Origin of the sequence: Microvirga antarctica (assembly GCF_017921815.1) — a bacterium.
Taxonomy (GTDB): domain Bacteria; phylum Pseudomonadota; class Alphaproteobacteria; order Rhizobiales; family Beijerinckiaceae; genus Microvirga; species Microvirga antarctica.
Window position 1 is genome coordinate 842,324 of record NZ_JAGEMM010000001.1, and the last position, 26,162, is coordinate 868,485.

Consider the following 26,162-nt stretch of genomic DNA (forward strand, 5'->3'; position numbering starts at 1 on the left):
CGCCGGTGCCTGATCGAAGGAAGGTTTGTACCGGGCCTGTAGGATGTGCCGACCGCGCATGCCGTGGTCGGGGCGCACGCCCCTTGAGCTTTGTCTTCGCGGGCCAGCCCCGCCTGACTTGGGAGCGCGGTCGACCAGGCGGCCCTTGCAGGCGGGAAATCAGCCCGACGGCTCAGCTCGGCGTCGGAACCGGCCTGTCGCTGACGATCTCGCGGCGCGGGAGACGGTTTCCGCTCACCCAGCGAACGATATCGAGCATCACGGTGGACAGGGCCTGGTCGAGAGCGCGGGCCGCATTCGGCGCATCGACGGAGCCAGCCGGCACGCGGGCGCGGAAGATCCGCGCGTTGACGATGCGTCCCGATGAATCGTTGATGATCTTGACGGCGATTTCCACGAAGGCCTCGTTGCCCGGGGTCGAAATCTCGAAATTGCGCAACTCGGAAATCAGCTGCACGTCGGCAACCGCGCCGCTGCTCGGGCGCGACACGGCCCGCAGCTGCGAGGCGTTTTCGAAGGTGTTGATAAGGCGCGTCTGGATCAGCCGCGGGAGGTTGTCCGACCATTGGCCACCGCCCAGGAAGGTGATGGCGCCGCTCTGGTCCTTGACGATGATCTGCTGACCCGACAGCGATTGGAGCGCTGCCGGCTCGTTGACTGAAATCTGAAGCCCCGACGCGCCGCCGATCCGCGAACTGGGCGCCGACAGGTCAAACGTGGTGGGGACCGATCCCGACGAGCATGCGGCCGAAAGACCTGCCACGGCCAGAACGCAGCCCGCGCGCCCGAGCAAGACCAATCTGTCGAATGTTGAGGAAAGCACTGAGGACCTACACACTGTTCGAGGTGTCGAGCGCTCCCATCGTCGGATCGAAACCCGGCCGCCAAGAATCCACTCCCACGCATTAACTTGAGCATACCCCGGAAAGTTCAGTCAACATCCGGGACGGCTTGCTTAAACTGTGATCTTCGCTTCGCCCAGCGATACCCGCTGCCCTAGCGTCGTCCATTGTATTCGGGAATGCCCGGCTTCCCGCCAAAAATAAACTGCTGTGGATTGCGCTCGATGCTGCGGACCGCACGGCTGATGTCGTTCAGCGTCCGCCGCCCTTCGACCGCCAGCGCTTCGTATTCGCGCAGCCCCGAATCCGTGAACTTGCCCACGCCCGAGAGGATGCCCTGGGTCCGCTGGTTCAGGTTGTCGGCCAGAACACGCACGGATTCCGCCGCCGCCTTGATCTGCTCGAAAGCGCCCTGCCCTTCCTCACCGGAGGCCGAGCCGAGGAATTTCTCGGCGCCGGCGAGCACGGAATCGATCTTGTCGGCTGACTTGTTAAGTTTCTCGGTGATCGAGCGCGCCTCACTGATCGCCTTGTCCACGTCAGGACTGCGCTCCCGCAGCGTCTGGCTGAACACATCGACGTTGTCGACGGTGCGCCCGACCTTGGCCGGATCGATCGCTTTGGTGAGGGAATTCAGATCGGTCAGCGCAGTATCGAGCTTCGGCGCGGAATCGTTGAGACGGCCGATCAGAGTGGCGGCGTCGGCCAGCGCACGACTGATGTCCTGACGGCTGTCGCTCAGGCTGGTGGTGAAATTGTCCACATTCTGGACGATGCGGGCGACGCGCTCGCGATCGACCGAGCGGACCACTTCATCCACATTCGTCGCCAGAGTTTCCAGCTTTTCGGCCAAGGGGCCGACTTTCTCGGCAGCCTGCCCGATCTGGGCCAGGAAGCGGTCGATGCCATCGGCATTCTCACCGAGCGCCTGCGAGAATTTCTCAATGTTCTGAACGGTGCGGTTGATCGATGTTTCGTTATCCGAAATCACCCGGCTGACGCGCTCCATCACATCGTCGGCGCGCCGGGCGATATTGCGTGCGGACTCGATCAGATCCTGGAAATCGGAGCGGTCGGCGAAGATGGTCGGAAGCGGTTGACCAGGACCCGCCACCAGCGGCGGCGCATTGGGTTCACCGCCCGTGAGTGCAATTGCCGCAACGCCCGTCAGGCCCTGATACTCGAGCCTCGCGCGGGTATCCGAGCGGATCGGGGTCGTGCCTTCGACCTGGATGATTGCGACGACCCGTCGCGGGTCATCCGGGAAGAGGCTGATCTCGGTGACCTCGCCCACGCGCAGGCCGTTGAAGGATGCAATCGACCCCTTCGAGAGACCGGAGACCGAGCCGGAGAAGACCACGCGGATGGATTGCCGGGTCTGCCCTCTGTCGCCGCCGGAAAACCAGTAGACGAACCCGAACGCCGCGGCGATCACCGCGAGGGTGAACAGACCGATCAGGGCGTAATTCGCACGCGTTTCCATCGTTGACCCTAAGCCCCGGGTGCCATGACGGCGCGGGCTCTTTTTCCATGAAAATAAGCACGAAGCCACGGATGATCCGATGCGAGCATCGTTTCGATCGTGCCTTCGGCGAGAATTTTGCCGTCACCCAGGGCCGCGATCCTGTCGCAGACCGTGTGGAGACTGTCGAGGTCATGCGTTACCATGAATACCGTCAGGCCTAAAGTCCGCTGTAGCGTCGCAATCAGCTCGTCGAACTCGCCCGCACCGATGGGATCGAGCCCGGATGTCGGCTCGTCGAGAAACAGAATATCGGGGTCGAGAGACAGCGCCCGGGCGAGCGCGGCACGCTTGATCATGCCGCCCGACAGCTCGGAGGGAAGCTTGTCCGCTGCGTCCGGGGCGAGACCCACCATCTCGATCTTGAGCATCGCGAGTTCGTCCAGCAGACGTTCCGAGAGATCGAGGAACTCCCGCATGGGCACCTGCACGTTCTGCTTGACGGTCAGCGCCGAGAACAGGGCGCCCTGCTGGAACAGCACGCCCCAGCGGCGCTCGAGAAGGCGGCGCTCCGACGGCGAGAGTTCATCCAGGTTCTGGCCCAGCACTTCGATGGTGCCGGCCCGCTTGGGCACGAGACCGAGAATCGCCCGTGTGAGGACCGACTTGCCTTGTCCTGACGCGCCCACGAAACCGAGGATCTCGCCGCGATACACATCCAGGTCGAGACCCTTGAGGATCGTCTTTTCGCCGAACCCGACCTCGATGTCGCGGACACGGATGACGACCTCGCGATCGTGCTCGTCGTCTTTGGCCGCCGCGTGCGTTTCGGGCATGGATCAGAACCTGATGGCTGCGAAGAACATGGCAAAGAGGCCATCGAGGACGATCACCATGAAGATGGCTTTCACCACGGACGAGGTGACATGCCGGCCAAGCGACTCGGCTGAACCTTCCACCGCGATCCCCTCCAGGGTTGCAATGATGCCGATGACCAGCGCCATGAACGGCGCCTTGATGAGCCCGACGAGGAAGGTGTTGACGTCGACAGCCGCCTTCAGGCGGGAGAGGAAGACGTCCGGGCTCACATCGCCGTAGAACCAGGCGGTCAGCCCGCCCCCCAGAAGGGCCGCGATGGAGGAGATGAAGGTCAGGAGCGGCAGGCCGATCAGCAGGGCCAGGATCCGCGGGACGATCAGGACCTCGATCGGGTCGAGGCCCATGACCCTGAGCGCATCGATCTCCTCGCGCATCTTCATGGAGCCGATCTCGGCCGTGAAGGCGGAGCCGGACCGGCCCGCCACCATGATCGAGGTGAGGAGAACGGCCAGTTCGCGCAGCACCAGAATGCCGATGAGGTCGACCACGAAGGGCGTCGCGCCGAACCGGATGAGCTGGAAGATGCCTTGCTGGGCGATGATGCAGCCCACCAGGAAGGAGATCAGGACGATGATGGGAACGCCCCGATAGGCGATCTGCTCGAGTTGGTTGACCACCGCAGTGCCCCGGAACCGCCTGGGGTTCAAGGCGATTCGAATCAGCCCCGAAATCAGCTCGCCGAGAAACGCGACGCCACCCACGAAATCCTTGCCGGCCCCGTGAACGCTGCGGCCCATATCGACGAGGAAATCGACAAACCCGGAATGCTTGACCTTCTTGGTTTCCTGGAAGCCCCGGTAGGCAACCTCGTCGAGAAGAATCTGCTGGTCGGGCCCGGCATTGGCGAAATCCGCCGACATGTCCTTCTGGCCCAGCTCGTGACGCGTGCGATCGAGAACCCACGCGCCAAGCGTGTCCAGGCGCTGGACGCCGGAGAGGTCGAGCAGCACATGGTGCATGTCGGTTTCGGCGGCGAGTTCATCCGCAAGCTTTTCGATGATCGCGGCATATTCGGATGTCCAATGCCCGGCGAGCTTGGCCGTGACCTTGTCGCCTGCGCGTTCGATCTCCACTTGCGGCTCTTGAGCCACGGTGCTCTGCGCCACGGTCGTCCTTCCGCGATTGATTCCGCTTGGTGATAGCGTGTTGCTACGCCACAAGTCGAGCCGAAGTTCAGCAACAGGGACGAGAGAATGCGTCAACTGATCGTCAGCATCGAGCGGTTTCCCATCGCCGGGACCTTTACCATCGCGCGCGGATCGCGCACCGAGGCCGTCGTTGTAACGGCGACTGTCACGGACGGGGATACGCTTGGCCGGGGCGAATGCGTGCCCTACGCGCGCTATGGCGAGACGGTCGAGGGCGTGGCGGCTGCCATCGAGGCGCTTGCTCCGAGGATCGCGGCCGGGCTGACCCGCGAAGGCCTGCAGACCGCCATGCCGGCCGGCGCCGCCCGCAACGCCCTCGATTGCGCCCTGTGGGATCTCGACGCCAAGCGATCGGGCATCCGGGCTCACGTAACGGCCGGGATCGACCGCTGGCCGCCTGCCACCACCGCCTACACCATCAGCCTTGCGGCACCCGACATCATGGCGGACGCAGCCGCCATGGCGGCGGACCGGCCGATCCTGAAGGTGAAGTTCGGCGGCGAGGGCGGCGATCTCGAACGGATCGCCGCGGTCAGGCGGGCAGCGCCCGAGGCGACCCTTATCGCCGACGCCAATGAAGGCTGGACGGCCGACAACCTGGCGGCCCATTTTGCCGCCTGTGCGCAGGCAGGCTACGCCCTCGTCGAGCAGCCGCTTCCGGCCAAGGAAGACGGACTTCTGGCGACGGTTCCGCGACAGGTCTCGATCTGCGCCGACGAGAGCGTCCATGATCGGGCGTCCCTCAAGCGACTGGTGGGATTGTACGACGCCGTCAACATCAAGCTCGACAAGACCGGCGGGCTGACCGAAGCGCTCGAACTTGCGGATTCGGCGCAGGAGCTGGGCTTTTCGATCATGGTCGGGTGCATGGTGGGCACCTCGCTCGCGATGGCGCCTGCGATGGTGCTGGCCCCGCGTGCGCGGTTCGTGGATCTCGACGGCCCTCTGCTGCTGGCGAAGGACCGGGACCCGGCCCTCACCTATGACGGCAGCATCGTCTACCCGCCTCAGCCGGCGCTCTGGGGCTGACCTTTGCGCAGGCGGGCGGCCACCAGGGTCAGAGCAAAACCTGCAAGCCCCAGCGGCGCCATGGCGGCAAAAACCGCGGGTCCCGATTCCCGATAGATCACGCCGCTGGCGATGGTCGCGCCGGCGGTCACGAAGGCCGCCGCCGACGCATAGATCCCCTGCGCCCGGCCGCGCGCGCGCAACGGGGCCAGCGCCGTCAGCGCCGCCATGGCGCCCAGATGCGACGCGCCGAAAGACAGGCTGTGCATGGCCTGGAGGACGAAGGTGGTCGCCATGTCGGGCTGAAACGCCATAATGGTGAACCGGATTGCCGAGGCCGACGATCCCATCAGCAGGAGGCCGATCCCAGCACCCCGGCCGACCGCATTGCCGAGACACAGGAACACCAGAAACTCGGCCATGACGCCCCCCGCCCAGAAATAGCCGATGGTGGAATCGGCAAAACCGAGGGACTGCCAGTAGATCGTCCCGAAGGCGTTGAGCGCGCCATGGCTCCCTTGCGTGAGCGCCGCCCCGGCGATCAGCACCCACAGGACTGCCGGCAGGGCCTTTGGGAGCGGAAGCTCGCTTGCCGCCACGGCGGGGATGTCGGTCAGGGAGGGCGGGATTGCCGTTAGGGTCGCGGTGATACCGAGGATCGGAATGAGGGTGAGCGCGATCGGCACAACCCCCGCCCCGAAGGCTACGACGAGATAACCGCCCGCGATGTTGGCGAGGAAGAACGAGATCGACCCGGCACTGCGAAGGCGCCCGTAATTGAGCCCCGGATAGCGCTGGACGGCGACCGTGGTCACGAGATCGTTGGTCGGAATCACCGCGGCCTGGGCAAAGGACACCAAGGCGACGAGCACGATAATCACGACCGTGTCCTGAGCGAGCAGAAGCAGAGGGAACATCACCACCTGGCCCAGATGACTGACCAGAAGCAGCCGCCGCGCCCCGAACGACCGGTCAGCCAGGCTCAAGAGCGGCGCAGTCGCGAGAATGCGCACGATGATGGGAATGGCCACGACGATGCCGATGATGGCCGGGTTGAGCCCCTTGCTCAGCAGCCAGAGGGGAAAGAACGGGAGATAAATGCCGTGGCTGAAGAAACTCGCCGCGTGAAGGGCGGACAAGCGGGCTGCGAGGGCTTTGGGAGGCGACATCGGCAAAAAGGGCCTGCTGGAGACAGTCTGGCGGCCGAAATCGCGGCCAAGTCCGCGAAAGGGCGTTGATAACGCAACGGAAGGTGTTGAGCTGTTGCGGGCTTTCGACACACTGGCAGCCGAGTGCCGGGACGCGTCCCGGCTGAAACCAGTCGACGTCTCGGACCATGCTCCGGGAATCGGGAGCCCGCGTAGCGATGACGCCTACCATGACCGAAGAGGCGATGTTCGTCACCGCAGAGGATGGTGATTTCCCCGACAGTGATTTCGGCGCCATCGAGGCGGCCGTGATGGAGACCGCACGGGGCCGCTGGTTCCTGCGGGAATATGCGCGCCGCAACCGCAATGCCGATACCGACACCGTTCTCGACGCCGTCAATCGTCTCCAGATCGATACCCTGCCCGGCCGCGCCGTCATGGTGATGGACCACCTCCACGGTGCTCTCACGGCCGTGGCTTCCACTTTCGAGGAGACCCGTCGCGAGGTCGCCCTGCTTCCACCCGCCGATCGGGTCGGGCTGCAGCCCATGCATCCAGATCTGCCGTTGAACGCTGCCGATGCCGAAGGGGTGGCGCGGATCGCCAGCATCCTCAAGCGCCTGCGCTATCTGGAGGCACGCCTCCACGCCATGATCGCGATCTGCGATCCGGACGCGGTCGCCGCAGACACGGCTCCCCTGCCGGAGAGGACTGCCCCTCGGGAAGGGGCTGCGGTCCATCCAACCTTCCTCATGTAGGCACGACACCCGCGGCAGCCGCGATATTGTCGAAGAACTGCCGCGCGCTCTCTTCCCAGGTGAAGGTTTCGCCATAAGCCCGGCAACGCGCCCTTGGGATCGCGAGGGCGCCGAGGGCTGCGGCGCGAAGGTCCGTGTCCAGCACGCCGCATCCGGACGCGCCCACCACGTCGGCCGGACCGGTGACGGGAAACGCCGCGATCGGCAATCCTGACGCGAGTGCTTCCAGCAGGACGATTCCAAACGTGTCGGTCAGGCTGGGGAAGACGAAGACGTCGGCGCTCGCATAGACCCGGGCGAGCGCCTCGCCCGACTGGACACCGAGGAAGCGGACCTGCGGATAGGCCCGGGCGAGGTCCTGGCGGGACGGCCCGTCCCCCACCACGATCTTGGTCCCCGGCAGGTCGAGTCGCAGGAACGCCTCGATGTTCTTTTCCACCGCGACCCGACCGACGAACAGGAAGAGCGGTCCCGGGGCATCGATGATCCGCTCCGACCGGGGACGGAAGAGCGTTGTATCGACGCCCCGCGTCCACCGCACGATGTTGCGAAAGCCTCTGGTTGCCAGCTCGGCTTCCAGGGAGGCCGTGCTGACCATGACCGCCCGGCCGGCACCGTGAAACCGCCGCAGGCACCCATAGGTGAGATGTTCGGGGATCGGGACACGAGCAGACAGGTATTCCGGAAACCGCGTGTGATAACTGGTGGTGAAAGGCCGCTGCTGCCGACCACAGACATGCCGGGTCGCCAATCCGATCGGCCCTTCTGTGGCGATATGGACGTGTGTCGGCGCGGCGGCTTCGATGAAGCGGCGAACCTGGCCCGGCAGGGTCAGCGACAGGCGGATCTCGGGATAGGTCGGCATGGGAAACGAGCGGAACCGTTCAGGGGTCAGGAAGGTGATCTGCGCTCCGAAACGGGGGGCCATCTCCGCCATGTATTCAAGCGATCGGACGACCCCGTTGACCTGAGGTCGCCACGCGTCGGTCGCGACCAGAAGGCGCATCACGCGGCCTTCTGGGCGAGCAGATCACCGTCGCGCACGGGTCCGACAGCAACCTGGCGGGGCGCTGTCATTTCGGTCCATCGGATCAGTTCGAACGCCCCATCGTAATGCTCGACGATGGCGGTGCAGGATTCGACCCAGTCGCCGGTGTTTACGTAGCGGATGCCGTCGAGGTCGCGCATCACCGCGTGATGGATATGGCCGCATATGACGCCGTCGGCCTGGTGGCGGCGGGCCTCGGCGGCGAGCAGTTCCTCGAACCGGCCGATATAATTGACGGCGTTTTTGACCTTGAGCTTGGCCCAGGACGACAGCGACCAATAGGTGAGCCCGAGCTTGCGACGGGCCATGTTGAGATAGGTGTTGACGAACAACGCGGCCGTGTAGGCGCCGTCGCCCAGCAGGGCCAGCCAGCGTGCGTGTCGCACGACGAGATCGAATTGATCGCCGTGGATGACCAGATAGCGCTTGCCGTCGGCCGCCTCGTGGATGGCGTGATCCGCAAGCTCCACGCCACCGAGATTGACCCCGAGATAGTCGCGCAGGAATTCGTCGTGGTTGCCGGGAATGTAGACGAGTCGCGTGCCCTTGCGGACCTTGCGCAGCAGCTTCTGCACCACATCATTGTGCGCCTGCGGCCAGTACCACCCCGATTTCAGACGCCACCCGTCGACGATATCGCCCACCAGATAAAGCGTGTCGGCGTCGTATCGTTTGAGGAACTCCAGAACCTGTTCGGCCTGACAGCCCTTGGTCCCGAGGTGAAGGTCGGACAGAAAAAGCGTGCGGACGCGGATGGCGTCGTCCTCCTGGCCCATGAGATATCCTCCCGCTGGAACAGGATGACAAAAGCGCGATTCGCGTCTCAGGCGCATGACGGGTTTTTTGCAGTTCCGTGACATACCAGCCCGCATAGACCGCCAAAACCGCACGATTCTGCCGAAACAGGCTTCACGCGGCAGCTAGGCTGTGTTTGTTTGCGGCTCCATCTCCTCCCTGCGACTCAGAGTCCGTTGAACCCTCTTCTCGGGATTTCCCTCAAGCTTGTGTCCGCTCTCGTCTTCACGGGCATGTCGGCGATCCTGAAGACATTGACCGCGCGCTACCCTGTCGGTGAGGTCGTGTTTTTCCGGTCGACCTTCGCGCTCATTCCGCTCTTGATCTGGTTGGCCTGGCAGCGGGATCTGATCAACTCGGTGCGGACCAACAATGTCCGTGGCCATTTCAAGCGCGGCCTCATCGGCACCATGGGGATGTATCTCTCCTTCGCGGCCCTCAGCTTCCTGCCGCTCCCGGATTCCATCGCCATCGGCTACGCGTCGCCACTGATCGTGGTGGTGCTGGCAGCTCTCGTGCTGAAGGAAAAAGTCAGAATCTACCGCTGGACGGCGGTCGCGATCGGGTTCGTCGGGGTGCTGATCATGCTGTCGCCTTACCTGTCGCCGGCCATGTTCGTGGGGGGCCTGACATCCGGGCCGACCATCGGGGCAGCGGCCGCCCTCGCGGGAGCCTTTTGCTCCGCCGGCGCGATGATACAGGTGCGGCGGCTGACGGCGACCGAGCGGACGGGCGCGATCGTCTTCTATTTCTTCATCCTCGCCTCGTTCCTCTCGCTTCTCACCCTGCCGTTCGGTTGGCAAATGCCCGACAGAACCGATCTCCTCCTGTTCGTCGTCGGCGGGACCCTTGGGGGGATCGGCCAGATCCTTGTGACCGAAAGCTACCGGCACGCCGACACGTCGATCATCGCGCCGTTCGAATACACCAGCATGATCTGGGCGCTCCTGATCGGTTGGATCGCCTTCGGCGACCTTCCAGCCCTGACCGTCATCGTCGGCGGCTTGATCGTGGCCGCGACAGGCCTGTTCATCATCTGGCGGGAACACCGTCTCGGCCTGCAGCGCGCCAAGGAACTCGCGACCACCTCTCACCGGCCGGGAAGCTGACGGCCAGCGCTTGACCCTTGGGCTTCCATCCCGCAAAACCTTTTTGTGGAACGATCGTTCGTTCTTTCAGGACAGAAGGCGGGATCGAGATGGGCGTTGAGGGCAAAGAGCGGCACCGGGAACTGGATGCCGGAGCGCAGGTCCTGTCGGGCCATATGGGCAAGACGATCCAACGGCTCCGCAAGGCCTACAATCTCTCGCTTTCCGAACTCGCCGAGCAGTCAGGCGTGGCAAAATCCATCATCAGCCAGATCGAACGCAACGAGACCAACCCGACGCTGGCGACCATCTGGCGCCTGAGCCAAGCCTTGGATGTCTCGATCGAGCGGGTCCTCGCGTCCAGCGACGAGGAGCCGTTTATCGAGAAGTCGTCCCGGGCCGATACGCCCAACCTCCTGTCCGAGGATGGCAAGGTTCGCCTGGCAATCGTCGGCTGGATCAAGACCATCGAGTGGCTGCAATGGTACGACGTGCAGGCCGAGCCCGGCGGCGTCCTCGATTCCGATCCCCATCAGCGCGGGTCGGTGGAATGTCTGTCGGTCCTGGACGGCGAATTCGAGGTCGAGGTTGGTGAAGTCGTGCAGCGGGCGAAGGCCGGTGAAACGCTGCGCTATCGCTGCGACCGCCGCCACACGGTGCGATGCGTCAGCAAGGCGCCAGGCCGGGCCACCATGGTGTGCATCCTCAAAGCGGCCGTGATGGACTGACTGGGCGCCGTCCTGCGCCTTGGTGAAGGTGGATTTCTGTCACCGCAAGCGGAAAGCCGCCGCGTTCGAAAACCCTCTAACCAGCGTTCGATTCACTCTGTGACGGGACGTCGGATTGTCGTGACAGCATTTTCCTGCGGCCCTGGATGAGCAGGAAGTCTGCCTCGTTCGACTCGATCACATCGAGCATGCGCTCCGGGTCGTCGAGAGGGAGATCGGGCCGCTTGATCATGGCCTGGGGCAGATCGAACCGCCACCATTGCACCCGCAGGAGGCGCTCGATCAGCGCCTCGCCAAAGCGATATTTGGCGACCCGGCCGGGATTGCCCACAAGGACCGCGTAGTCCGGCACATCCCGCACCACCACGCATCCCGCCCCGATGACAGCCCCGTTCCCGATCCGCACCCCCGGCAGGATCGTCACCCGCGAACCGATCCACACGTCGTTGCCGATGGTCGATTGCTTAGGTTCGTCGTCGAACGTTAAGCGCGGCGCATAGTCCATCTGCTCGGTAAAGATGTTGCGATGGGCAAAAGGATGCGACGACAGCCAAGTGCGAGGATGATCGCTGCCGAACAGTTGAAGGCCGTTGCCGAGCGAACAGTAGCGACCGATCGTGGTGCGGCAAATTTCGGATTCTGGGCCCACATACGAATAGGCGCCGATCTCCACATCCGTCACATAAACGGCATGGAAGATCCTGACCGGGCTTTCCCAGATCAGCCGGCCGCTCGATTGCCCGGCGAGATAAAGGCCATGGGCCGCAAGGTTTTCTCGCATCGAAGGTCGGGTGTCGTTCATCGTCTTGATATGACATATCGTAACGATAACGCAAGCGTCTGAGGAACGACAGCCCTCGGCGCGAAGGCTGCTACTTGGATGCCTTGTAGGCGGGCAGCGGTGCCAGCGAGAGGATGTACTCGGCCATGGCCGCGCGGTCGGCATCGGGCAGTTGCGACGTGTTGTGAATTACGGCCGCCATCGAACCGCCGACGGTATCGAAATTGGGAGTTTCGCCGGTCTTCAGCAGCGTGAGGAGTTCTGCCTGTGTCCACCCGCCGATCCCGGTCGGATCGGGCGTGATGTTGGGAACCGTCCCCTTGCCTTCAGGATCGGGGCCGCCGGCGAAACGGCGGGACCCGATCACCGCACCAGCAAGATTCCGCTCGCTGTGGCACTCTGCGCAATGACCGGGGCCGTTTACCAGATAGGCGCCGCGGTTCCATGTCGCCGACTTCGATGGATCGGGTGAAAACACGCGCCCGTCGAGAAATGCGAGATCCCACAGCCCCATGCCTCGCCGAATGTTGAAGGGGAAGCGCAGGTCATGATCCGGGACCTGCCCGGCCACGGGCGGCAAGGTCAGGATGAACGCGAACATGTCGGCGAGGTCTCCGGGCGACATGCGTTGGTAGGACGGATACGGAAAAGCCGGGTAAAGGTGCGTCTCGCCCGGCGCAATGCCCTCGCGCATGGCGCGCACGAAGTCGAGCCTGCGCCACGCGCCGATGCCATCCTGCTTATGAGGAGAGATATTGGGCACGCGGAAGGTGCCAAACGGCGTCTCCAGCGCAAGGCCTCCGCCGAGTTTCAGCTTGTCGTCCTGGTTGGGCACCGCGTGGCAGGAGGTGCACCCGCCCGCATAAAAGAGTGTCCGGCCATTCTCGAGGTTGGGCGCGCCCGCGTCGACCGGGGTCGCGGAGGCTGCGGCCAATGGCTGACCCCGCACCAGCCGGTACGTCGTGGGCGATGTCAGCACGTAGAAACCCACAATGCCGAGCAGAAGCACTCCCAGCAGGCCGAGCCACGTCTTGCGCATACAACACCTCGAGAAACCGGGCGGCAGGTCGCCGCCCGCTCATGGACGGAAAGCCCGTCAGCCCTTCCGGAAGGCGGTATGGCAGGTTCCGCAATTCTGCAGCACCTTCGGAACGTCTGCCTTGAAAGAGGCCTCGTCGGTGATTTTTGCGGCGGCGGTGGAAGCTGCCGTATCGAGATTGACAAAGATCTGCTCGAACTCAGCCTTCTTTTCCCAAATGCTCGGAAGAGCATCGGATTTCGGTACACCCTTCGTGCTGTCCGGGAACATGGCCGGCAACTTCTTGGCATCCGCCGAGATCGTCTTCAGGGCAGCCTGGGCTTCGGCAAGGTTGAACGGGGTCTGGCCGCGCAGCATTCCCGACAGGGTTTTTGTCTGGGCTCCGAACTCCTTCATCAGGCTCTGCCGCTCCGCCACGATGTTACTCTGGGCCAAAGCTGCCGTCAGGCCGAGCGTCAGGATTCCGGCCACGATCAACGCACGTTTCATTCAATGTCCCTCTTGTGTCCTGCGACGATGGCTGATTCTGCCTTGCAGACGGGTAACTTAGCCACAAACCGCGACAGTTTCGCAGCGTTGGTCAGAACAATTCTCCGTGAAGTCAGGCGACCGGTTCGCCCGCCTCGGACCAATCCTTGAAACCGCCCTTGTAATGCTCGCGGAAATCAATGCCGGCAGCCTGCGCGATTTCTGCCGCGCGCGCCGAGCGGACGCCCGACCGACACGACAGGATGACCCTCTTGGTCGTGGGGATCGCAGTCGGATCAAAGGTCGAGAGCGGGTGAGAGACCGATCCCGGAATATGGCCCTCAGTGAATTCATGCGGCTCGCGAACATCGACGAGCAGGATGGAGCCGTCGGCCAAACCAGACTTGATGGCGGCGCGGTCCAGATCAACAATATTGGGCATGCTGGCGGTCATGATGGTTCCTCCGTGCGGGTGCCCGATGTAGGCCGCCGCACGGAAGAGGGCAATGGAGCGGCAATCACGCCAGTGGAGGAATGCGCAGAACCCAGCCCGGCTGGATCATGTCGGGGTTTTTCACCGGGGGCGAATTGGCCTTGACGATCTGCGTGTGCTTGGCGCCATTGCCCTTGCCATAATGCTTCTCGGCGATCGCCCAAAGCGTGTCGCCCTTGACCACGGTGTACATGACGGACTCGGCAGCCGGCTTCTCGATCTTCAGGCCGCTGGTATCGACCTCTGCGACTCCGTAGGTATTGCCTAGCGCCAGAATGATCTTCTCGGCCTCTTCCTGGCTGACAGCGTCACCCGAGAGCTTGACCTTCCCGTCTGTCACTTCGATGCCGAGCTTGTCGGAGTTGAAGCCGTGGCCCTTGACCTCTTCCTTGAGCTTATCTGACGTTGCGGCCTCGGCGCTTCCACCGAAAATCTTGGCGCCCGCCTCTTTGATGAACTTGAATAGTCCCATCGCGATTCTCCCCTGTCGCCGGCCGATGCGGCCAAGCTGTGGACAAGACGCCTAGAGGCCGCGTCCGGTTCCGCTCACGCACGTGAAGAGAAGGGGTCCGCCTGCGATGGCAGCCGATCTTTCAGGCGCAGGAGGGCGATACGGCTGATTTCGGCCAGCGCCGTGTCGAACTCCCGGTCCGGATCATGGGCAAGCCTGTCATTGAACGCCGCAAGAATATCCGCTGGGGATCGTCCTTTCACGGCCATGATGAACGGGAACCCAAACCGCTCGCGGTAAGACCGATTGCGCGCGAGGAACGTCTCCCGCTCATCCTCGGTCAGCCTGTCGAGCCCGGCGGACGATTGCTCGGACCGGGAATCCTGCGTGAGGTCTGTCAGCTTGAGGCGACCGGCCAGATCTGGATGGGCATCGATCAAGGCCAGTTTCTGTTCGCGGCTGGCATCTGACAGAACTGCCATCATGGCCGCATGCAGCCCCTCGGCTGTGTCCTCCGCCGGCGTGAGGCCGGCCGCATGGGCCTGCCCGGCGATCCATGACGAATGCTCAAAAACGTCGCCGTACACAGCCGTGAAAACAGCGGCCGTCATGTGGCTCGGAAGGAGGGAGGCAGGACGATGATGGGCGAGCCAGTGCCGGGCGACATCGATCCTGCGGGCGACCCAGACGTTGTCATGAGCCGCCACATAATCGAGAAATCGCGCCAACGCCGCGGCGCGCCCCGGCCGTCCGACGAGCCGGCAATGGAGGCCGACGGACATCATCCTGGGCGACGTGTCCCCCTCGGCATAGAGCGTATCGAACGTGTCCTTGAGATACGCGTAGAACTGGTCGCCGGAATTGAACCCCTGCGGCGTGGCAAACCGCATGTCGTTGGCATCGAGTGTATAGGGCACCACGATCTGGGTGCCGTTCTCCCAATAGGGCAAATCGTCGGCATAGGAATCGGCCGTGTAGAGGAAGCCGCCCTCTTCGGACACGAGGGCGTTGGTGTGGGCTGATGTTCGGCCGGTGTACCAGCCCTCCGGACGCTTTCCCGTCACCTCCGTATGGATGCGGATCGCCTGCTGCAGATGCGCCCTCTCCTCCTCCCGGGAGAAATCCTTGTAGTCGATCCATTTCAGCCCGTGGCTGGCGATTTCCCAACCGGCCTCCTGCATGGCCGCGACCGCCTCCGGATTGCGCTGGAGCGCGGTGGCGACGCCAAAGACCGTCACGGGGATCGCCCGCGACGTGAACAGACGCCACAGGCGCCAGAACCCGGCCCGCGAGCCGTATTCGTAGATCGATTCCATGCTCATGTGGCGCTGACCGGGCCAGGGCGCGGCGCCGATCAATTCGGACAGGAAAGCCTCCGAGGCGCGGTCCCCGTGCAGGATGTTGTTCTCACCCCCCTCTTCGTAATTCACCACGAACTGCACGCAGATGCGGGCCTCGTTCGGCCAACGCGGATGGGGCGGCGTGCGGCCGTAACCGACGAGGTCCCGGGGATAGGCGGTGTCACTCATGGTCAACTGCCCCGATAGGTCGAATAGCTCCAGGGGGAGACCAGCAGCGGCACATGGTAATGCCCGTTTGGCTCGGCAATCGCGAACCGGACCGGGACGGCGTCGAGAAACGGCGGTTCACCGGCCGATTCCGTGCTTTTGAAATAAGCGCCGACATGGAACACGATCTCGTAGGTTCCGGTGTGGAAGTCGTCGCCGGCCAGAAGCGGCTGATCGGTTCGACCGTCGGTATTGGTCACCGTGCTGGACACCAGACGCCGCTGCCCCCCATCGATGGCGAACAGATCGATGGCAACCCCCGCGGCCGGGCGCCCATGGGTGGTGTCGAGGACGTGGGTGGATAATCGGCCCATGGAAGCTCCTGGCGGGGCCCGAAGAAAGACCGCTCGCACCCCACCATAGTGCAACGCGACGCCGTTGAAAAAGCCCGACCCTCCACCTATCGCAAAGCTGAAGGCCACTCTAGGCTGACGTCTCCCGAGATTGTTGCGTGATGGCATGATCGACCCACAAATTTCCGAATGGATCGGCCAGCTTCTGCGCTGGGTGCATGTGATTACCGCCATCGCGTGGATCGGCTCGTCTTTCTACTTCATTCATTTGGATCTGAGCCTGCGCAAGCGCGACGGCCTGCCCCCAGGGGTGAGCGGCGAAGCCTGGCAGGTGCATGGCGGCGGCTTCTACAACATGCGCCAGTTTTTTATCGCGCCAGCCGAGATGCCCGCCGATCTCACCTGGTTCAAGTGGGAGAGCTACGCCACCTGGATCACCGGCTTCTTTCTTCTGGTCTGGGTCTATTATCTCCACGCCGATCTTTATGCGATCGACCCGGCAGTGCGTGAGCTCGCGCCCTGGCAGGCGGGCGCAATCGGCGTCTCTGCGCTTGCCGCCAGCTGGCTTGCCTATGAAGGATTGTGCCGGTCTCCCATCGGCCGCAGCACCGCATGGCTCGGGGCTGCTCTGTTCGTCTACATCTTGGCCGCCGCGACAATCTTCACGCATCTCTTCAACGGTCGCGCGGCCTTTTTGCACACGGGCGCAATGATCGCCACGTGGATGTCGGCAAGCGTGTTCTTCGTCATCATCCCCAACCAGAAGAAGGTCGTGGCGGACCTGCTGGCCGGACGCGTGCCTGATCCTGCTTTGGGGCTGCAGGCCAAGCAGCGCTCGACGCACAACAATTACCTGACCCTGCCGGTCATCTTCCTGATGCTCTCGAACCATTACCCGCTGGCATGGTCGTCGCGCTTTTCGGTCGGCATCATTGCGATGATCCTGATTGCAGGCGCGCTCATCCGTCATTTCTTCAACGCCCGCCATGCCGGCCGCAAGCCGCCCTATTGGACATGGCTGGTGGCGGGCTATTGCATCGCGGTCGCCATTTGGCTGTCGATCATCGGCAAGCCCGGTTACGTCAACCAGGCTGAGATCCCTGCCGTTGTCACGACCGCCACGGTGGCGGCCTCATTCAATGCGGCCACATCGGCCATCCAGACCCGCTGCGCCATGTGCCATGCGGGTGATCCCTCCTGGGAGGGGATCGCCATCGCGCCGAAGGGCATCGTGCTTGATACGCCGGAGGCGATCAGGCGGCATGCCGATATCATTCGCGTGCAAAGCGTGCTCACTCATGCGATGCCACCCAACAACATCACCGGTATGACGTTGGAGGAGCGCAAGTCCGTGGCCAGCTGGCTTGCTCAAAACGACGCGCTTCTGCGCTAGACTGCTCAACGTCGAAACGCCAATTCTGTAACACCAACCATATAAGGGGACGGGAGTGTCTGAACTCACCTTGGAAACCGCCCAGATCATCGCCAACGCCACGCTGAAGACAGCCCGTGAGAAGGGCTTCAAACCGCTCTCCGTGGTGGTCTACGACCAGCGCGGCGCCATCAAGGCAATCCTGTCGGAGGACGGCACGAGCCTGAAGCGCGCCGAGATCGCCATGGGCAAGGCCTATGGGGCGCTCGCCATGGGCGTCGGCTCCCGGGCGCTGCACAAGATGGCGACCGATCGGCCGTATTTCGTCGCCGCGGCCGCCCATGCGGTCGGTGGTCAGCTAATCCCGGTTCCGGGCGGCGTCCTCATCAAGGATGGCCAGGGCCGTATCCTTGGGGCAGTTGGCGTTTCTGGCGACACCTCGGACAACGATGAGATCGCCGCAGCCGGCGGAATTGGGACAGCAGGGCTGACCTTTGACAGCGGCGCGTAACGCTGCTATCGCGTTCAAACCCTTGCGCAACAAGGGTTTTTAATCCCCACTGGACAGACCTCCTCGTTTGCTCAACAAATGAGACAAGGTCACTCCCGTGGGGTTCGATCGACATATCGAGAACGCCAATAAGACTGAAAGAAAAGGGAACGCGTCACATGTCATGGCTTAAACGCATGGCTTTCGCGACCGTCGCCACCGCCGCCCTCATGGGCTCGGCATCGGCCGACGTCGTTTACAACCGGGCCAATTCCGGCGAACCGGAGACCCTCGACACACACAAGACCTCGACCGTGCAGGAAGCGCACATCCTGCGCGACCTCCTTGAGGGCCTCGTCACCTATAATGCCAAAGGCGAAGCGGTGCCGGGCCAGGCCGAGAAGTGGGAAATCAGCGACGACGGCAAGACCTACCGCTTCACCCTGCGCGACGGCATCAAGTGGTCGAACGGCGACCCGGTGAAGGCCTCCGACTTCGTCTATTCCTATCGCCGCATCATGAACCCGGAAACGGGGGCGAAATACGCCAACATCCTGTATCCGATCCTGGGATCGGAAAAAGCCAACAAGGGCCAGGGCAAAGTCGAGGATATCGGCGTCAAGGCGATCGACGACAAGACCCTCGAGATCCGCCTCGAGCAGGCCACCCCCTACTTCCTCGAGTTGCTGACCCACCAGACGAGCCTGCCGGTACATCAGGCTTCGGTCGAGAAGTTCGGCAAGGATTTCGTCAAGCCGGGCAACCTGGTGTCGAACGGCGCCTACAAGCTTGCCGAGTTCGTGCCGAACTCGCACATCAAGCTCGTCAAGAACGACACTTATTACGGTGCGAAGGACGTCAAGATCGACACCGTCAACTACTATCCGACGTCGGATTTCGCCGCGATGGTGCGGCGCTACGAGGCCGGTGAACTCGACACCACGGACGATCTGCCGGCCGATCAGATGAAGTCGCTCAAGCAGCGCTTCGGAAACCAGGTCAAGCTCGGCCCGTGGCTCGGCACCTGGTTCCTGGTGGTGAACTCGTCCAAGCCTCCGTTCAACGACGTGCGCGTGCGACAGGCCCTTGCAACCGGCCTCGACCGCGAGTTCATCGCCGAGCAGATCTGGGGCCAGACCATGCAGCCCGGTTACTCGTTCATGCCGCCCGGTGTCGGCAATGCCGGCGCGCCAGCCTATATGGACAGCAAGGACGCCTCGCCGATCGATCGCGAGGACAAGGCCAAGGCGATGCTCAAAGAGGCTGGCTTCGGCCCCGGCAAGCCGCTGAAGGTCGAGATCCGCTACAACACCACCGACAACAACCGCAACACGGTGATCGCGGTGGCGGAACAGTGGAAGCAGCTCGGCGTGGAGACGTCGTTCGTCAACACCGACGGCAAGACCCACTTCGCGCATCTGCGTGACGGCGGCGATTTCGACGTCGCCCGCTACGGCTGGATCGCCGATTATTCCGATCCGGAGGACTTCCTGTTCCTCCTCAAGAGCGACAACAAGGGCTTCAACTACGGCAAGTACAACAACCCTGAATTCGACGGGTTGCTGAAGCAGGCCTCGACGGAGTTGGACCTCAAGAAGCGCGCGGACATCATGCACAAGGCCGAGGCAATCCTGATGAAGGACATGCCGTGGATCCCGGTGATGTATTACGGCAAGAGCCAGCTGATCTCGCCGAAGATCCAGGGCTTTTCCCAGAACACCCGCGGCGTTTACCCGACGCGGTTCCTGTCGAAGACCCAGTAACGGCCGGCATCCCGAGGGGCGGCCGGCCTGTCCGCGCCGCCCCTTATTTTATTTTTTCTTGATTGTCGCATTTCAGGAGGAGCCGCGTGCTTTCCTTCATCCTCCGGCGGTTCATGTCGGCGATCCCGACATTGCTGGTCATCGTCACGATCTCGTTCTTCCTGATCCGGCTCGCGCCCGGCGGACCGTTCGATCTCGAGCGGCCCCTCGAGGCCAAGGTGATGGAGAACCTCAATCGAATCTATCAGCTCGATAAACCGCTCATCCAGCAATACTGGCTCTATCTGACGGCGGTCGCCCGCGGCGATTTCGGCCCGTCATTCTTCCTGCGCGACTTCACGGTGGCCGAGTTGTTCGCCCGCGGCCTGCCGGTTTCCATGACGTTGGGCGGTCTGGCGATGATCTTCGCCATCCTGATCGGCGGTACGCTGGGCTCGATTGCCGCGCTCCGGCAGAACAGCGGCGTCGACTATCTTGTCACCGGTCTTGGCGCGCTCGGTCTCACCATCCCGAATTTCGTCGTGGCGCCGATCTTCCAGATCGTCTTCGGCCTGACGCTCGCCTGGCTGCCGGTGGCCGGCTGGGGCGCCGGCACATGGCGCGGGCTTGTCATGCCGGTCACCGTTCTGGCTCTGCCCCAGATCGCCGTGATTTCGCGCATGACGCGGGCTGCGATGATCGAGAACCTGCGCTCCAACCATATCCGTACCCTGCGGTCCCTCGGCTTGCCGCTGCGCGTCATCGTCAGTCACGCGCTGCGGGGAGCAGCGTTGCCAGTGGTGTCGTATCTCGGCCCTGCGGCAGCGGCCCTTCTCACCGGATCCGTCGTGGTCGAGACGATCTTCGGCCTTCCCGGCATCGGCCGCTATTTCGTCGAGGGCGCGCTCAACCGCGACTACACGCTCGTCATGGGCACGGTCGTGGTCATCGCCGTCTTCGTCCTCCTGTTCAACCTCGTGGTCGATATCCTCTACGCGATCATCGATCCGCGCATTCGCTACGATTGAGATCGGCCATGGCTGAAGGCGCTGTCGTTCCCACAGAATTCACGACCGGTCCCATCGTCGGGCGCTCCCTCTGGGGCGAGGCGCGCGTGCGGCTGGTCCGCAACAAGGCAGCCCTCACCAGCATCATCGTGCTGGGACTGGTGGCGATTGTCTGCATCATCGGGCCGTTCTTCACGGGCCATCCGTTCGACCGCGTCTATCCGGATTATGTGCGCGCGCCTGCGAGCCTTGCGGCCTATCCGACGCCGGATCAGGTCGCGCCGGCGATCGAGCGGATCGGCGCGCGTATCAGAGCCACGCCCGAGGACGTGACGATCGGCTACGACAGCATCCGGCTCAACCTCGTCAGCCCACGCCCGATCGACGAGCGGCTTCTCGCCTATTTCGAACGCTCCGACCTGTTCGGTCCGGCCAAGGTGGTGGAAAAGCTCGACGACGGCAAAAAGCTCGCCGTGGAGGTGCCGGTCAAACGCATCCGGTTCCTGTTCGGCACCGACGCCAACGGGCGCGACCTGCTGACGCGCACCATGAAAGCCGGCCAGATCTCGCTGGCGATCGGGCTTCTGGCGACCTTCGTGTCGATCGTCATCGGCGTGATCTACGGCGCCACGTCCGGCTATCTCGGAGGGCGCGTCGATCTCGTGATGATGCGCATCGTCGACGTGCTCTACTCGCTGCCGTTCATCTTCTTCGTCATCATGCTGGTGGTGTTCTTCGGCCGCAACTTCATCCTGATGTTCATCGCGGTGGGCGCGGTGGAATGGCTCGACATGGCGCGCATCGTGCGCGGCCAGACTTTGTCGATCAAGCGGCAGGAATACGTGCAGGCGGCCGAAGCGCTCGGCGTTGAGACGCGCGGGATCATCCGCCGTCATGTCATCCCCAACACGCTGGGTCCGGTGGTCGTCTACATGACCCTGCTGGTCCCCAAGGTGATCCTTTTGGAGAGCTTCCTGTCGTTCCTCGGCCTTGGCGTGCAGGAACCGGCCACAAGTCTCGGCGTGCTGATTTCGGAGGGCGCCAAGAACATCCAGGGGGCAACCTGGATGCTGCTCTATCCATCGCTGACCCTCGTGACGATCCTGTTCTGCCTCAACTTCATCGGCGACGGCTTGCGCGACGCCCTCGACCCGAAGGACCGCTGACATGGCCGAACCCGTCCTCACGGTCCGCAACCTGAATGTCCGCTTCCGCACGGGCGACGGAATCCTTCATGCGGTGAAGGGCATCGATCTCGACGTCGAGGCGGGCGAAACCGTCGCCATCGTTGGCGAATCCGGCTCCGGCAAGAGCCAGACCATGATGTCGGTGATGGGCCTGCTCGCCTCCAATGGCTGGGCCGAAGGCTCGGTGAAGTATCGCGGCGAGGAGCTCGTCGGCCTTTCTCCCGACAAGCTCAACCGCTATCGCGGCTCGAAGCTGACGATGATTTTCCAGGAGCCGATGACCTCGCTCGATCCGCTCTACCGGATCGGCGACCAGATCGCCCTGCCGCTCACCACCCATGGCCGCATGAGCAAGGCCAAGGCGCGCGAACGCGCCATCGAACTGCTTGAGCTGGTGCGCATTCCGGAGCCGGCGCGGCGGATCGATTCCTACCCGCATGAAATGTCGGGCGGCCAGCGCCAGCGCGTGATGATCGCCATGGCGCTTGCCAACAATCCCGATGTGCTGATCGCGGACGAACCGACAACCGCGCTCGACGTGACTGTCCAGGCGCAGATTCTGGAATTGCTGGCTGACCTGCAGAAGCGTCTCGGCATGTCGATCGTGTTCATCACCCACGATCTCGGCATCGTCCGCCGCTTCGCCGACCGCACCTATGTGATGAAGCGCGGCGAGGTCGTGGAAAGCGGCCAGACGGCGGATATCTTTGCCGAACCCAAGCACGCCTATACGCGCATGCTCATCGATGCCGAACCCACCGGCCGCAAGGATCCCGTCTCGCAAGGCGCACCGATGGTGATCGAGGCCAAGGACATGACAGTCACGTTCGGCCTGAAGAAAACGCTGTTCAGCAAGGCGGGCCACATGGTGCGCGCGGTCGATGGGGTGAGCCTGTCGGTGCGCGCCGGCGAGACCGTCGGCGTCGTGGGCGAATCCGGCTCTGGCAAATCCACTCTGGGCCGGGCGATCCTGCGCCTGCTGCCGGCCGGCGGCATCGTGCGTTTCGAGGACCGGGACCTGATGCCGCTTGATCGCGCCGGCATGCGCCCGCTGCGGCGGCATCTGCAACTGGTGTTCCAGGATCCCTTCGGTTCGCTCTCGCCGCGCATGACGGCGGGCGAGATCGTCACGGAGGGTCTTCTCGTCCACGAGCCGCGCATCACCCGCAAGGAGCGTGACCGTCGCGCCGCGCAAGCCTTCGACGAGGTGAGGCTCGACCCCGCCTGGCGCAACCGTTTTCCGCACGAATTCTCGGGTGGCCAGCGCCAGCGGATCGCCATCGCGCGGGCGATGATCCTGCATCCCAAGCTCGTGGTGCTGGATGAGCCTACATCGGCCCTCGACCGGTCGGTGCAGAAGGAAATCGTCGATCTGCTGCGCGATCTACAGACCGCCCACGGCCTCGCCTACGTGTTCATCAGCCACGACCTCGCGGTCGTCCGCGCGCTCTCGGACGAGATCATGGTGATGAAGAATGGCAAGGTGGTCGAGCGCGGCAACGCGGAGGCGATCTTCGAAAAGCCCAAGCAGACCTACACACAGGACCTGATCGCCGCCGCTTTCCTGCGCGGGCTGGAAGAAACCAAGCCCGGCGCGATGGGGACCCCACTTTCGAACTGACCGGACCGCCGGCGTTTCAGACGAACGGCGCTTCGATCCCCTCGACGCGCAGGGTCTCCTGAACGGCGGGTCGCGCGGCAACGCGTGCGGCCAGGGCTGCCAGATTGGGGAGCGTGCGCGGCGGCCGTGGCATCCCCCGTCCCCAGCGCATCAGCGTGAAGAGCAGCAGATCGGCAGCCGAGAACCGCTCGCCCAGCAACCACGGCTTGTCACCCAGTTCGCGGGAGATCACGTCGAACATGCGATTGAGCCGTTGGCCGGCTGCCGTCTTCACGCTCTCTGTGGCGGCCTCGTCGGCCACATGCTGATGGGGATAGAACCAGGCCCTGAACTCCGCCTGCGGCGTGTTGCTGAGATGGATCATCCACTTGTAGAATTCGCTGCGCTCCGGCGTGCCGATGGCCGGTGCCAGTTCGGCTTGCGGAAAGCGGTCGGCGAGATGCATGGCGATGGCCGCTGTCTCATACAGCACCTGACCGTCATCGACCAGGACAGGAATGCGGCCGCTGGGATTGAGCTTGAGATAGTCCGGGCTACTCTGAGCATTCTGCGCCCGGTCCACGAGGCGCAACTCGAAGGGCGTGCCGATCTCGCGCAACATCATGTGCGGCACGAGGCTGGCATTGCCGGGATAGTAGTAGAGCGCGATCATCGGAGTGCCTTTTCACGACGTGATTGACACGTCTTGCTAGGATGACCCGAGAGAACCGTAAAGCTGCAATTTCGGAGGGGTCTTCCTTTTGACGCGGCAGGCCCTATCGTCCTGTCGATCATCCAGGCCGCAGCGCACCTGCAATTGCGACGGCCTTCAAGCGAAAAGAAAGGGCCGCTATGGCCAATCAGGTTCGGGAACTCATCGAGAAGCTTCGCGTCAAGCCAGGCGACAAGGTCAAGCTGAAGGCCAGCGACGCCGATGGCGATGGATTGTTCAAGGATGAGGCCGACACCAAGGCCGAAACCTTGAAGATCGCCGCTCAGGTGAACGAGTTGCAGGATCGTCTCTATGCGGAGCGTCAGCGGTCGCTGCTGGTGGTTTTGCAGGGAATGGACACGTCCGGCAAGGACGGGACCATCCGCAGCGTTTTCAACACCACAGGGCCGATCGGAATTGCAGTCACGGCCTTCGGCCGCCCATCCGAGCGGGAACTGGCGCACGACTATCTCTGGCGCGTTCATGCGGCCTGCCCGCGACGCGGCACGATCGGCATCTTCAACAGGTCGCATTACGAGGACGTGCTGGTTCCGCGCGCCCACAAGCTGTTGCCGAAGTCGACGATCGACGAGCGCTACGGACAGATCAACGCCTTCGAGAAGATGCTGACGGAGAACGGCACGGTCGTGCTGAAATTCATGCTGCACATCTCCGCCGACAAGCAGGCCGAACGGCTCCAGGAACGCCTCGACGAACGCGAGAAGAACTGGAAGTTCAACCCGGCCGATCTGGAGGACCGCGCCCTGTGGGAGGATTTCGAGGAGGCGTACGAGACGCTTCTTGAGAAGTGCTCGACAGAGGAAGCCCCATGGTACGTTATCCCGGCGGATCACAAATGGGTGCGCAACGCCGCCGTCGGGCACATCGTCAAGGCGACCCTCGAGGACATGGATCCGAAGTATCCCAAGCCTGACTGGAAACCCTCCGACTTCAAGGTCGTTTGACGCATCAACCCTATTGCAGTGCAACAGAACCGGGGCTGGGGACTTGCGAACGCTCCTCATGAGCGCGACAATACGGCTATGAAAAGCATCCTCGTCCCGATTGAAGATCACGGCGTCATCGAGTCCGTCCTCGACACCGCCCTCCTCCTTGGCCAGACCTTCGATAGCTACATCGAAGGGCTTGCCATCACGCCCGATTACCCGGTCGTTCTGCCGGTTGACATCGCCATCGGCGTCCCCTCGCCGATCACCCCCGAGAACCGCCAGGAAATGGCCACTGCCTGCCGGGAGCGCTTCGAAGGCTTCATGCTGAAGAACAGCGTCCCTCGCTCGACCGCCGGCGTGCCCGGCCTGAGTTTCGGCTGGCGGCAGGACGGCCTCAACGAGGACGCTTTCATGGGCGCCTACGGCCGCGTTTTTGACGTTACGGTCCTGGGGCGTCCCGATGGAACCAACGGCCACACCCGGCTGTCGACGGTCGAATCCGCGCTCTTCGAGACCGGCCGGCCCGTCATGATCGCGCCTCCGATCGCCCCCAAGACCATCGGCCGGACCATCGTCATCGCCTGGAACCGCAGCACGGAGACGGCGCGTGCCGTGCTCGGATCGCTGCCCTTCCTCGTCAACGCCGGGCGCGTCGTCGTCCTTGAACTCGATGGCTGGGGCGTGCCAGGCCCATCGGCGTCCGAGCTGGTTCGCTCGCTCTCCATGCACGGCGTGCGCGCCGAGGCCATCACCGGCGCCGATCCCTCCAACAAGGCAGGAGATGCGATCCTCAAGGAGAGCGCGGCGCTTGGCTGCGATCTGCTGGTCAAGGGCGCCTATACCCAGAGCCGGTTGCGCCAGATGTTCTTTGGAGGAGCGACCAGCCACATCCTTGGCAACACCACGATTCCCGTACTGATGGCCCACTGATCCATTCTTGCGGCTTGGCGGTCTCGGGGGACAACCTGCGGCCGGCCATGGACCTTTTCCCGAGGGGGCGATAGGCGCAGGGCACCCGTTGGCCTAAGAGTCCTGTCCATGTCGTCTGCCGCGCGCGCCACCGTTCGTCGCCCCAGCCGCGCCGCCCTTGCGCCGCGCCGGCAGG

General features: G+C 63.5%; 27 protein-coding genes. 12 read left to right on the forward strand and 15 right to left on the reverse strand.

The features are described from left to right. Positions 1-172: 172 nt before the first annotated feature. The 4 genes from J4G32_RS04105 to J4G32_RS04120 all read right to left on the reverse strand — a co-directional run bounded on the left by J4G32_RS04105 (position 173) and on the right by J4G32_RS04120 (position 4,289). Positions 173-793 (reverse strand): ABC-type transport auxiliary lipoprotein family protein, encoded by a 621-nt coding sequence (locus J4G32_RS04105; RefSeq protein ID WP_246504757.1) that lies wholly within the window; start codon positions 791-793, stop codon positions 173-175. Between the two features lie 203 nt (positions 794-996). Beyond that, positions 997-2,325, reverse strand: a complete 1,329-nt coding sequence (locus J4G32_RS04110) for an MlaD family protein (protein WP_210484724.1) — start codon at positions 2,323-2,325, stop codon at positions 997-999. An 8-nt stretch (positions 2,326-2,333) separates the two neighbouring features. Continuing rightward, a complete protein-coding gene (locus J4G32_RS04115; RefSeq protein WP_210484726.1) occupies positions 2,334-3,140 on the reverse strand; it encodes an ABC transporter ATP-binding protein in 807 nt (268 codons plus the stop codon). A gap of 3 nt (positions 3,141-3,143) precedes the next feature. Further along, positions 3,144-4,289, reverse strand: a complete 1,146-nt coding sequence (locus tag J4G32_RS04120; RefSeq protein ID WP_210484728.1) for an MlaE family lipid ABC transporter permease subunit — start codon at positions 4,287-4,289, stop codon at positions 3,144-3,146. Positions 4,290-4,376: 87 nt separating this feature from the next. On the opposite strand from J4G32_RS04120, the gene dgcA reads away from it, so the two are divergent. After that, positions 4,377-5,360 carry an N-acetyl-D-Glu racemase DgcA gene (gene dgcA, locus J4G32_RS04125; protein ID WP_210484729.1) on the forward strand — a complete coding sequence of 328 codons (984 nt, stop codon included), beginning with the start codon at positions 4,377-4,379 and terminating at the stop codon, positions 5,358-5,360. Here the strand turns inward: dgcA and J4G32_RS04130 are convergent. Further along, on the reverse strand, positions 5,339-6,508 hold the full coding sequence (locus J4G32_RS04130) for an MFS transporter (RefSeq protein ID WP_210484731.1): 1,170 nt from the start codon (positions 6,506-6,508) through the stop codon (positions 5,339-5,341). The two genes, dgcA and J4G32_RS04130, sit on opposite strands and share 22 nt — an antisense overlap. A 197-nt stretch (positions 6,509-6,705) precedes the next feature. Here J4G32_RS04130 and J4G32_RS04135 point away from each other — a divergent pair, with 197 nt between their 5' ends. Beyond that, positions 6,706-7,245, forward strand: coding sequence for a hypothetical protein (locus J4G32_RS04135; protein ID WP_210484733.1), 540 nt, complete (start codon positions 6,706-6,708; stop codon positions 7,243-7,245). Here the strand turns inward: J4G32_RS04135 and J4G32_RS04140 are convergent. Then, entirely contained in the window at positions 7,238-8,251 is a 1,014-nt protein-coding gene (locus tag J4G32_RS04140) for a glycosyltransferase family 4 protein (RefSeq protein WP_210484735.1), read from the reverse strand. The genes J4G32_RS04135 and J4G32_RS04140 overlap by 8 nt on opposite strands. Next, positions 8,251-9,069, reverse strand: a complete 819-nt coding sequence (locus J4G32_RS04145; RefSeq protein WP_210484737.1) for a UDP-2,3-diacylglucosamine diphosphatase — start codon at positions 9,067-9,069, stop codon at positions 8,251-8,253. Before J4G32_RS04145 ends, J4G32_RS04140 begins: the two co-directional genes overlap by 1 nt. 195 nt (positions 9,070-9,264) lie before the next feature. On the opposite strand from J4G32_RS04145, the gene J4G32_RS04150 reads away from it, so the two are divergent. Then, entirely contained in the window at positions 9,265-10,197 is a 933-nt protein-coding gene (locus J4G32_RS04150; protein WP_210484739.1) for a DMT family transporter, read from the forward strand. Positions 10,198-10,286: 89 nt separating this feature from the next. Then, positions 10,287-10,904, forward strand: coding sequence for a helix-turn-helix domain-containing protein (locus J4G32_RS04155; protein ID WP_210484741.1), 618 nt, complete (start codon positions 10,287-10,289; stop codon positions 10,902-10,904). A 76-nt stretch (positions 10,905-10,980) separates the two neighbouring features. On the opposite strand, the gene J4G32_RS04160 is transcribed toward J4G32_RS04155, so the two are convergent. The 7 genes from J4G32_RS04160 to uraH form a co-directional block, all read right to left on the reverse strand. Then, positions 10,981-11,685 (reverse strand): CatB-related O-acetyltransferase, encoded by a 705-nt coding sequence (locus J4G32_RS04160; RefSeq protein ID WP_210484743.1) that lies wholly within the window; start codon positions 11,683-11,685, stop codon positions 10,981-10,983. 91 nt (positions 11,686-11,776) lie between these two features. Beyond that, complete coding sequence (locus J4G32_RS04165) at positions 11,777-12,724, reverse strand: c-type cytochrome (RefSeq protein ID WP_210484745.1); 948 nt, start codon at positions 12,722-12,724, stop codon at positions 11,777-11,779. A 57-nt stretch (positions 12,725-12,781) separates the two neighbouring features. Beyond that, a complete protein-coding gene (locus J4G32_RS04170; protein WP_210484747.1) occupies positions 12,782-13,213 on the reverse strand; it encodes a c-type cytochrome in 432 nt (143 codons plus the stop codon). A 112-nt stretch (positions 13,214-13,325) separates the two neighbouring features. Continuing rightward, positions 13,326-13,646: a rhodanese-like domain-containing protein gene (locus J4G32_RS04175; RefSeq protein WP_210484749.1), complete on the reverse strand. Its 321-nt coding sequence runs from the start codon at positions 13,644-13,646 to the stop codon at positions 13,326-13,328. Between the two features lie 64 nt (positions 13,647-13,710). Next, positions 13,711-14,157 (reverse strand): peptidoglycan-binding protein LysM, encoded by a 447-nt coding sequence (lysM, locus tag J4G32_RS04180; protein WP_210484752.1) that lies wholly within the window; start codon positions 14,155-14,157, stop codon positions 13,711-13,713. A gap of 74 nt (positions 14,158-14,231) precedes the next feature. Next, a complete protein-coding gene (gene puuE, locus J4G32_RS04185) occupies positions 14,232-15,665 on the reverse strand; it encodes an allantoinase PuuE (protein ID WP_210484754.1) in 1,434 nt (477 codons plus the stop codon). Between the two features lie 2 nt (positions 15,666-15,667). Next, on the reverse strand, positions 15,668-16,018 hold the full coding sequence (gene uraH / locus J4G32_RS04190; RefSeq protein WP_210484756.1) for a hydroxyisourate hydrolase: 351 nt from the start codon (positions 16,016-16,018) through the stop codon (positions 15,668-15,670). A gap of 145 nt (positions 16,019-16,163) precedes the next feature. On the opposite strand from uraH, the gene J4G32_RS04195 reads away from it, so the two are divergent. The 6 genes from J4G32_RS04195 to J4G32_RS04220 all read left to right on the forward strand — a co-directional run bounded on the left by J4G32_RS04195 (position 16,164) and on the right by J4G32_RS04220 (position 23,416). Next, complete coding sequence (locus J4G32_RS04195) at positions 16,164-17,390, forward strand: urate hydroxylase PuuD (protein ID WP_210484757.1); 1,227 nt, start codon at positions 16,164-16,166, stop codon at positions 17,388-17,390. Positions 17,391-17,445: 55 nt separating this feature from the next. Continuing rightward, positions 17,446-17,880 (forward strand): GlcG/HbpS family heme-binding protein, encoded by a 435-nt coding sequence (locus tag J4G32_RS04200; RefSeq protein WP_210484759.1) that lies wholly within the window; start codon positions 17,446-17,448, stop codon positions 17,878-17,880. Between the two features lie 158 nt (positions 17,881-18,038). Beyond that, a complete protein-coding gene (locus J4G32_RS04205; RefSeq protein ID WP_210484761.1) occupies positions 18,039-19,622 on the forward strand; it encodes a peptide ABC transporter substrate-binding protein in 1,584 nt (527 codons plus the stop codon). An 86-nt stretch (positions 19,623-19,708) separates the two neighbouring features. Next, positions 19,709-20,629, forward strand: coding sequence for an ABC transporter permease subunit (locus tag J4G32_RS04210; protein WP_210484763.1), 921 nt, complete (start codon positions 19,709-19,711; stop codon positions 20,627-20,629). Between the two features lie 8 nt (positions 20,630-20,637). Continuing rightward, on the forward strand, positions 20,638-21,774 hold the full coding sequence (locus tag J4G32_RS04215; protein WP_210484765.1) for an ABC transporter permease subunit: 1,137 nt from the start codon (positions 20,638-20,640) through the stop codon (positions 21,772-21,774). A 1-nt stretch (position 21,775) separates the two neighbouring features. Next, positions 21,776-23,416 carry an ABC transporter ATP-binding protein gene (locus J4G32_RS04220; RefSeq protein WP_210484767.1) on the forward strand — a complete coding sequence of 547 codons (1,641 nt, stop codon included), beginning with the start codon at positions 21,776-21,778 and terminating at the stop codon, positions 23,414-23,416. 16 nt (positions 23,417-23,432) lie between these two features. Here J4G32_RS04220 and J4G32_RS04225 read toward each other — a convergent pair whose 3' ends face one another. After that, positions 23,433-24,068: a glutathione S-transferase family protein gene (locus J4G32_RS04225; RefSeq protein WP_210484769.1), complete on the reverse strand. Its 636-nt coding sequence runs from the start codon at positions 24,066-24,068 to the stop codon at positions 23,433-23,435. Positions 24,069-24,247: 179 nt separating this feature from the next. Between J4G32_RS04225 and J4G32_RS04230 the strand changes: the two genes are divergently transcribed. Continuing rightward, on the forward strand, positions 24,248-25,072 hold the full coding sequence (locus J4G32_RS04230; protein WP_210484771.1) for a polyphosphate kinase 2 family protein: 825 nt from the start codon (positions 24,248-24,250) through the stop codon (positions 25,070-25,072). A 78-nt stretch (positions 25,073-25,150) separates the two neighbouring features. Beyond that, positions 25,151-25,987, forward strand: coding sequence for a universal stress protein (locus J4G32_RS04235; protein WP_210484773.1), 837 nt, complete (start codon positions 25,151-25,153; stop codon positions 25,985-25,987). Positions 25,988-26,162 lie beyond the last annotated feature (175 nt).

Bases quoted from the DNA above. Each gene is read 5' to 3' on its own strand.
- J4G32_RS04220 (WP_210484767.1), top strand. From the start codon at position 21,776: ATGGCCGAACCCGTCCTCACGGTCCGCAACCTGAATGTCCGCTTCCGC.
- J4G32_RS04195 (WP_210484757.1), top strand. From the start codon at position 16,164: ATGATCGACCCACAAATTTCCGAATGGATCGGCCAGCTTCTGCGCTGG.
- J4G32_RS04230 (WP_210484771.1), top strand. From the start codon at position 24,248: ATGGCCAATCAGGTTCGGGAACTCATCGAGAAGCTTCGCGTCAAGCCA.
- J4G32_RS04170 (WP_210484747.1), bottom strand. From the start codon at position 13,213: ATGAAACGTGCGTTGATCGTGGCCGGAATCCTGACGCTCGGCCTGACG.
- J4G32_RS04145 (WP_210484737.1), bottom strand. From the start codon at position 9,069: ATGGGCCAGGAGGACGACGCCATCCGCGTCCGCACGCTTTTTCTGTCC.
- J4G32_RS04160 (WP_210484743.1), bottom strand. From the start codon at position 11,685: ATGCGAGAAAACCTTGCGGCCCATGGCCTTTATCTCGCCGGGCAATCG.
- puuE (WP_210484754.1), bottom strand. From the start codon at position 15,665: ATGAGTGACACCGCCTATCCCCGGGACCTCGTCGGTTACGGCCGCACG.
- J4G32_RS04235 (WP_210484773.1), top strand. From the start codon at position 25,151: ATGAAAAGCATCCTCGTCCCGATTGAAGATCACGGCGTCATCGAGTCC.
- J4G32_RS04155 (WP_210484741.1), top strand. From the start codon at position 10,287: ATGGGCGTTGAGGGCAAAGAGCGGCACCGGGAACTGGATGCCGGAGCG.
- J4G32_RS04115 (WP_210484726.1), bottom strand. From the start codon at position 3,140: ATGCCCGAAACGCACGCGGCGGCCAAAGACGACGAGCACGATCGCGAG.
- J4G32_RS04205 (WP_210484761.1), top strand. From the start codon at position 18,039: ATGTCATGGCTTAAACGCATGGCTTTCGCGACCGTCGCCACCGCCGCC.
- J4G32_RS04110 (WP_210484724.1), bottom strand. From the start codon at position 2,325: ATGGAAACGCGTGCGAATTACGCCCTGATCGGTCTGTTCACCCTCGCG.
- dgcA (WP_210484729.1), top strand. From the start codon at position 4,377: ATGCGTCAACTGATCGTCAGCATCGAGCGGTTTCCCATCGCCGGGACC.
- uraH (WP_210484756.1), bottom strand. From the start codon at position 16,018: ATGGGCCGATTATCCACCCACGTCCTCGACACCACCCATGGGCGCCCG.
- J4G32_RS04225 (WP_210484769.1), bottom strand. From the start codon at position 24,068: ATGATCGCGCTCTACTACTATCCCGGCAATGCCAGCCTCGTGCCGCAC.
- J4G32_RS04165 (WP_210484745.1), bottom strand. From the start codon at position 12,724: ATGCGCAAGACGTGGCTCGGCCTGCTGGGAGTGCTTCTGCTCGGCATT.
- J4G32_RS04130 (WP_210484731.1), bottom strand. From the start codon at position 6,508: ATGTCGCCTCCCAAAGCCCTCGCAGCCCGCTTGTCCGCCCTTCACGCG.
- J4G32_RS04215 (WP_210484765.1), top strand. From the start codon at position 20,638: ATGGCTGAAGGCGCTGTCGTTCCCACAGAATTCACGACCGGTCCCATC.
- lysM (WP_210484752.1), bottom strand. From the start codon at position 14,157: ATGGGACTATTCAAGTTCATCAAAGAGGCGGGCGCCAAGATTTTCGGT.
- J4G32_RS04175 (WP_210484749.1), bottom strand. From the start codon at position 13,646: ATGACCGCCAGCATGCCCAATATTGTTGATCTGGACCGCGCCGCCATC.
- J4G32_RS04135 (WP_210484733.1), top strand. From the start codon at position 6,706: ATGACGCCTACCATGACCGAAGAGGCGATGTTCGTCACCGCAGAGGAT.
- J4G32_RS04140 (WP_210484735.1), bottom strand. From the start codon at position 8,251: ATGCGCCTTCTGGTCGCGACCGACGCGTGGCGACCTCAGGTCAACGGG.